5 protein-coding genes are annotated in these 6,048 nt (G+C 57.7%); 1 reads left to right on the top strand and 4 read right to left on the bottom strand.

The features are described 5' to 3' along the window. On the top strand, positions 1 to 353 hold a 353-nt coding region (locus EOB80_RS27700; RefSeq protein ID WP_164762744.1), incomplete at its 5' end, for a glycine cleavage T C-terminal barrel domain-containing protein. 502 nt (positions 354 to 855) lie between these two features. Here EOB80_RS27700 and EOB80_RS27695 read toward each other — a convergent pair. From EOB80_RS27695 to EOB80_RS27680, 4 genes are all read right to left on the bottom strand, one after another. Continuing rightward, positions 856 to 2,049 carry a betaine/proline/choline family ABC transporter ATP-binding protein gene (locus EOB80_RS27695; RefSeq protein ID WP_127330956.1) on the bottom strand — a complete coding sequence of 398 codons (1,194 nt, stop codon included), beginning with the start codon at positions 2,047 to 2,049 and terminating at the stop codon, positions 856 to 858. Between the two features lie 86 nt (positions 2,050 to 2,135). Next, the gene (proX, locus tag EOB80_RS27690) at positions 2,136 to 3,107 is read right to left on the bottom strand and encodes a glycine betaine/L-proline ABC transporter substrate-binding protein ProX (protein WP_126080623.1); all 972 of its coding nucleotides are present in this window, start codon (positions 3,105 to 3,107) and stop codon (positions 2,136 to 2,138) included. A gap of 27 nt (positions 3,108 to 3,134) precedes the next feature. Then, complete coding sequence (locus EOB80_RS27685) at positions 3,135 to 4,007, bottom strand: ABC transporter permease subunit (RefSeq protein ID WP_245466464.1); 873 nt, start codon at positions 4,005 to 4,007, stop codon at positions 3,135 to 3,137. A 367-nt stretch (positions 4,008 to 4,374) separates the two neighbouring features. Beyond that, positions 4,375 to 6,024 (bottom strand): ABC transporter substrate-binding protein, encoded by a 1,650-nt coding sequence (locus EOB80_RS27680; protein ID WP_126080625.1) that lies wholly within the window; start codon positions 6,022 to 6,024, stop codon positions 4,375 to 4,377. Positions 6,025 to 6,048: the final 24 nt, after the last annotated feature.

The following is a 6,048-nucleotide window of genomic DNA, read 5'->3' as shown; positions in this document are numbered from 1 at the left end:
TCGCGGTGAAGACCGCCAAGGGCGACTTCATCGGCCGCGATGCCGTGCTGCGCAAAAAGGAAGCCGGCCTGTCACGCCGGCTCGTCCAGTTCCGGCTTAAGGATCCAGAGCCCCTGCTCTTCCATAACGAGGCGATCCTGCGCGACGGCAAGATCGTCGGTCCGATCACATCAGGCAATTACGGCCATCACCTCGGCGGCGCGGTAGGGCTGGGTTATGTGCCATGCCGGGGCGAGAGCGAGGCCGATGTGCTGGCTTCATCCTACGAGATCGAAATCGCCGGCGAACGCTTCGCGGCGGAAGCATCGTTGAAGCCGATGTACGATCCGAAGGCTGAAAAAGTGCGGGCCTGAGTTACAAACACCTATAGGAATGAGTGGATAGCTGCGCAACGCGTCTTCGCAAGGGATGCAGCTTCGATACGTAACGCGAGCAATTATACGTCAAGCGTCTAGGTGTCCGTATCCCCAATGCCGTCTCTTGTTGGGAGACCTTGAAAGTAGTGATGCTGGCCAAGGCCCGAGAGATATCAGCCCTAACCGCGGTGGAGCGGCTCAAGGCCTTGTAGGCAGACGTCCTCAGTACCGGTCCCTACGATCGACCACAGCCGTGGGTGGGTGGCAAGTCTTCAATAGGACCAATTTAAATGTGTCAGATCGGCGGTGGTAAAATGGGCGTGCGGATTTAAAGCCCGTTGCGTCCACCGCGCGTGGATCGCCCGGGCGGAACGTAAGTCATCGCCGCGAAAGGGCGACGGCGGGGTCCTTCACGAAAGTAGTTTCAGACTGTTCAGCATGCAGGGCGCCGGGGCACTGCGCGAGCACTTCTACTAAGCACGGGACAAGGTCGGTTCGCTCATTTCTTGCCTTCGTCGCTGTGAGCAGAGAGCGCAGCTGTGTCCATATCGATTGATCTTCCAGAGCTTGTTGGGCGGATTGAGGGGGCAGAGCTGCCCCCGTACTGGCAAATTTTTCCCGATTTCAAACCACTCACGGCCTTGGGGCTCGATATCACGCCTTGAATTCCTGAAAACAGGGCGCGCCGGGTGACGACGCCCGCCGGCTCGCTGCCGTCATAGACTGCGATCAGATCGCCGCCATCCGCAGCGGTGCTGATCACAGCGGAGAGCTTGTCAGTGGTTTGCACGCGGGGGAGCGCTTGGAATTTCTTTTCAGAAAGCGTCGCTATGCTGTCCCGCGGCTGCATGATCTTCCTGGCAGTGACGAGATTGAGCAGCGAAATGCCTGAGACGAAATCAGCGACATAGCGGTCCTTGGGCGCGGTTACGATGTCTTCCGGCGTTCCCACTTGAACGAACTTACCATCCTTCATGATCGCAATACGATCGCCCAGGCGAATGGCTTCGTCGAGGTCGTGTGTGATAAACACCGTTGTTTTCTGGACGACCTTCGCGAGGTCTAGGAACTGCTGTTGGAGTTGGCGGCGGATCAACGGGTCGAGCGCTGAGAACGGCTCGTCCAGTAACAGGATCTGCGGGTCTGCCGCCATGGCACGGGCAAGCCCCACCCGCTGCTTCATCCCGCCCGAGAGCTCGTCCGGGTAACGCTCGCCCCAACCGCTCAAGTCAACGAGCTTGAGGTTTTCTTCCGCCACGCGGCGGCACTCCTTGCGTGATTTGCCTCGGAGTTCGAGACTGAGGGAAACATTGTCGTAGACGGTGCGGTGCGGCAGCAGCGCCATGTGCTGGAAGACCATGCCGACCGTCTCTGAGCGAAGGGTCCGGAGTTCAGACGGCGAAAGTTTGTTGATGGCATTTCCGCCGATCCGAACCTCGCCTGCGGTTGGTTCGATCAGCCGATTGAGATGGCGGACAAGCGTCGATTTCCCTGAGCCGGACAGCCCCATGATGCAAAAGATCTCGCCGGGCTCGACCGAGAAGGACACATCGGCCACACCCAGAACGCAATCGAATTCTTCAAGGACTTGCCTCTTGCTGAACCCGCGATCGCGGGCCGCCGCGAGGGCTTCCCCTTTGCGCGTCCCGAAAATTTTCCACAAGCCGGAACAGACGATGGCGGGTATAGTCATGTGCGGAACTCTCGATAGTGTGTTGTGCCTATCTTCAGACCGTAATCGGCCGGCGGATGCCGCCGGCCGATTTAAACCTCAGAGCCTCACTTGGCGGCCTTGGCTTCAGCGATCCACTTTTCCCAATCAGCGTGGTGAGCGGCGATCCAGTCGGTTGCGTGTTTCATGATCTGCTCGTTGCTCTTTTCACCATTGGCAACCTTTTGATTTTCCGCGTTGACGTCCGCAATCGGGATCTGCACGAGCTCAAAGAATTTCTTGGCTTTCGGGTTGGCTTTCAGCCAAGTCGTATTGGCGATGATCTTCTGGTCGTTCACGGCGAAGCCAAGATTCCCGAGGCCTTCAACAACTGTGTTGCCGGTCTCCGCGTCAGGAAGAGAGGTGTTCTTGACGTTGAGCCAGACAACCTCCTTGCCTGGGCGGAGAATGGCAGATACCCACAGCGGCGTCCAAGTGTAGTACAGTGTCGGCTTGCCAGCCTTGATGCGTTCGATCGCGTCAGGAATGATGGCGAAATAGCCGCCTTGCTTTTCCTCGACGGTATCACGCAGGCCATAGGCGTCGAGCTGATGCTCGATCACGCGTTCGCAGCCCCACCCCGGTTCGCAACCGTAGAGGTCTGCCTTTCCATTCCCGTCGATGTCGAAAAGCTTGGCCTTCTCGGGATCCTTGAGGTCCTCAAGATACTTGATGCCAGTGGCGTCGGCCGTTTTCTTATCGATCAGATAGCCCTGCAGGCTGTTCTTGATTAGGGTGCCGACGCTCATCAGCTTTTCATCGCCGCCTGATGCTTTCCAGAAAGTGTCGTGAAGCGGAACCCAGTGCACCGCATAAAAGGTGAGATCGCCGTTAGCTACAGCGGTATGCGCCAGCTGAACTTGAACCTGGGTCAGGTCAGCTATGTTATAGCCGAGCTCCTTGAGACCCTCATCCACGACAAATGTCTGGAACAGCTCTTCTGTCGCTCCGCTCCAGGCCGGCATGACCTGATCTGCCATTGCCGGCACCGCATAGCCAGCCATCACGGCCATGGCCAGCGCCACACATTTTATCTTCATCGTTTCCTCCCTGTGTGAGCAAATTGCTCAGCTTCTGTGACTAGTTGTTAAGGTGACGGCCCTGAAAAGTCCCACCGGACCTTGATGCCAGAGCTCGCCCGGCCTTCGCTTCTGTGTCGACAGCGAATGCGTGAAGCGATCCAGCACGATGGCCAGCGCGACGATGCCCAGGCCCCCGACTGTCGCCAAACCCACATCAAGACGGCCTATGCCGCGCAGCACCGTCTGGCCCAGTCCACCAACAGCGATCATCGAACCGATGACCACCATCGATAGCGACATCATCAGCGTCTGGTTGATGCCGGCCATGACGGTGGGTAGCGCAAGCGGCAGCTGAGCCTTCCACAGAAGCTGACGCTCCGTAGCGCCGAAGGCGCGCATGGCTTCGATCACCTCTTCCGGTACCTGCCGTATGCCGAGGTTCGTAAGGCGGATCAGCGGCGCAACCGCAAAAATTACCGTAACGATCACGCCCGGCACGTTGCCGATACCGAAGAGCATCACAATGGGAACCAGGTAGACGAACGCTGGAATGGTCTGCATCCCGTCAAGGATCGGACGCATCACCACAAATACTCGCTCGCTCCGCGCCGCCCAGATACCGAGCGGAATGCCAAGCATCACCGCTACGACGAGCGAAGTCAGCACAATTGAAAGCGTCGTCATGGCGTCCTGCCAGACGCCGATGAGACCCATAAAGATGAGAGCGCCGACGATAACCCCGGCGACCTTCCGTCCGCCGAACTGCCAAGCCGCCAGGCCCGCAACGATGATCATCACGACCGGAGGAACCGAATGGAGCGCTATGCCGAACCACTGCAGTAGAAGGTCGAAGGGCGCCTTGACCGATTGAAAGAACGGCCTGTAGTGATCAACAACCCAGCGCAGCCCGATAGTCATCCAATCAGCGAGAGGGATTACCCCGCACTCAAAAGGATCTAGTATTCCGCACTTACCCATGTTGCTGTTCTCCAGAAGCTTTCTCGCTCGAAAACTTGCTACGCCACCAGGGTCCAGGGGAATATCGCGGCGTCGCGCTAAAGTTAGTTGTGTGCAATAGGTGCTCCGGATTCCGCAAGGCCCTACGGCAGGTAGAGCTACTCTTCTATTCCTGAGCAGGTCGCACCGTTACCGACAGATGCGCAGTTCTCCCTGCTTCATGGTGCCATCGTCCAGACTTCACCGTCCTGTTCACCCGACGACGTCCATCTGGACACCACGCTCCGGACCAGGCCTGCCCTCCAGTCGGCGTGCTCGACTGGAGCCTTCAGGCGGCGAGCCAGACGTTCTGCAGATCCATTTGAAACGTCGGGTGAATTACGTAGTTCTGGACCTTTTTGTTCATGTGACCGAAGAGGCTTTGCCAGAACGGCTGGATGATCACTCCGGAGTCCTGCAACACGTCCTCGATGTTCTTCATAAACTCTTTGCGCTCGGCAGCGTCACTCACGGAGAAGGCCTTCTTGAGCTTGGCGTCAAACTCGGGGTTTGAATAAGCGGTCTCATTCCAGGCTTCGCCAGTGCGATAGGCCAATGCAAGAACCTGAACGCCGAGGGGGCGCATGTACCAGACGGTCAGCGAATATGGGTACTTTGACCAGTCATTCCAGAATGTCGAACCCGGAAGCACAGTACGTTTGACCTTGAAACCGGCCTCGCGCAGCTGGGCCGCGATGGCGTCCCCGGTGTTTTTCTGCCAATCCTCGTCGATCGAGATCAACTCATGCTCGAAGTCTGTATGTCCGGATTGAGCAATGAGTTTCCTCGCGCCCTCTACGTTCCGGCTCTTTTTGGGCAGAGCATAATATTCCGGATGAATTGGGCTGACGTGATGGTTTTCGCCGACCGTTCCCCGCCCTGCATAGCCGAGTTGAAGGACAGCGTTGTTATCGACCGCCATCTGCAGCGCGTTTCGGACCTTCTTGTCGTCATATGGTTTGTGGGCGGTGTTGGTGCGGCACACGAGCGTCGTTGCCGTTGCGACTTCCGATTTTACCAGGTCCATCTTGTCCAGAATGTCGATGAAGTCAGCCGGAGTCTCCAGATTGAGATCGACCTCCCCGGACTCGAAAGCAGCCACCGTCGCCTGGAAGTCGGTCCCATAATCGACGAACTGCACGCCATCGAGCAACGCCTCGCCGCCCCACCACTTGCCATCCTGCCGGCGTTTGACTTCAGCCTTGCTGCCGACCAAGTAGGATACCAGTTCAAATGGACCCGTCCCAATCGGCTTCGTGACTGGGTCGGCGCCGCCGGCATCGAAACTGGGGTGGACGATCAGCCCGGGATAGTCGGTGAAATTCGCGATTATGGCGATGTCGGGGTCGCTTAGCTCGAGTTTGACGGTATAATCATCGACCTTGACGATCGCTCCATCTCTCGCCTTGCCGTTCTTGGCATCGATAAGCCCCCCGACACGAGCGGCCATCGAGTTGCCCGAGACGCCCTTCTCGCACCACCGGGTTATGTTGAAGATTACGTCATCGGCGTCGAATGTATCGCCGTTGTTCCAGGTGACGCTCTTCCGGACGTGGAAGACATACTCCGTCGCGTCCTCATTGATCTCCCAGCTTTCCAGCAGAACAGGTTCGAACGTGAACTCATGTGTGTAACGGACGAGCGGCTCCAGCCAGCAACGAGAGATGTTGGCAAGTTCCACCCAGTCATAGGTACGCGGGTCTTTCTGCGCCTTGACGGGCATTGAGACGCGCAGAATTCCGCCCTTCTTCTGTTCAGCGGCGCGCACCGATTGGGGAAATGCCACGCCGATCAGGCTATAGGCCATCGCACCCGAGGCGCCGAATGTACTTGCAAGCGCAAGGAACTCACGCCGGTCCATCGTGCCTGCTTTGACCTCGCTCGCCATCTTATCGATGGAAGCTGGAACGCGATCCCCATTGCTTCTGAAAAACGCCATGTTTCTTCTCCCTAATTTTATTGT

The sequence above is a fragment of the Mesorhizobium sp. M7A.F.Ca.MR.245.00.0.0 genome (assembly GCF_003997415.1).
Lineage (GTDB): Bacteria > Pseudomonadota > Alphaproteobacteria > Rhizobiales > Rhizobiaceae > Mesorhizobium.
The sequence above is the reverse complement of the archived record's forward strand: the minus strand, read 5'-3'. Positions and strand labels throughout refer to the sequence as shown.

What these genes read in the sequence shown, in the direction of transcription:
- EOB80_RS27695 (WP_127330956.1), bottom strand. Translation starts at nt 2,049, where the DNA reads ATGACTATACCCGCCATCGTCTGTTCCGGCTTGTGGAAAATTTTCGGG.
- proX (WP_126080623.1), bottom strand. Translation starts at nt 3,107, where the DNA reads ATGAAGATAAAATGTGTGGCGCTGGCCATGGCCGTGATGGCTGGCTAT.
- EOB80_RS27685 (WP_245466464.1), bottom strand. Translation starts at nt 4,007, where the DNA reads ATGACTATCGGGCTGCGCTGGGTTGTTGATCACTACAGGCCGTTCTTT.
- EOB80_RS27680 (WP_126080625.1), bottom strand. Translation starts at nt 6,024, where the DNA reads ATGGCGTTTTTCAGAAGCAATGGGGATCGCGTTCCAGCTTCCATCGAT.